This window comes from Pseudanabaena sp. PCC 9330 (assembly GCF_055795045.1).
Window position 1 is genome coordinate 1 of record NZ_JAYFES010000063.1, and the last position, 284, is coordinate 284.

A 284-nucleotide genomic window follows, 5' to 3' on the forward strand; every position below is an offset into this window, starting at 1 on the left:
GGGCCCCACAGCAGCAGCAGGGAGTGGCCCAGGCTGTTGGCAGGGGTGGAAACGGCCACGGTCAAAAAGTTGGCACCTTCGAGGTACGACGACGCCAGGCCGTGGGTGTACCAGGAGGTTACAAAGGTGGTGCCGGTCAGCCAGCCCCCGACGGCCATGAAGGCGCAGGGAAACAGCAAGATGCCGGACCAGCCGATAAAGACAAAGCGATCGCGCTTTAGCCAGTCGTCGAGAACGTCGAACCATCCTCGCTGGGCTTGCGCGCGTCCCATTGCTATGGTCAT

Annotated in this window: 1 pseudogene; it reads right to left on the reverse strand. The window is 62.3% G+C overall.

Features of this window, described 5'->3' with window-relative positions:
* Nucleotides 1-284, reverse strand: a pseudogene (locus AC0QKW_RS04135) (photosystem II D2 protein (photosystem q(a) protein)); the annotation flags it as partial.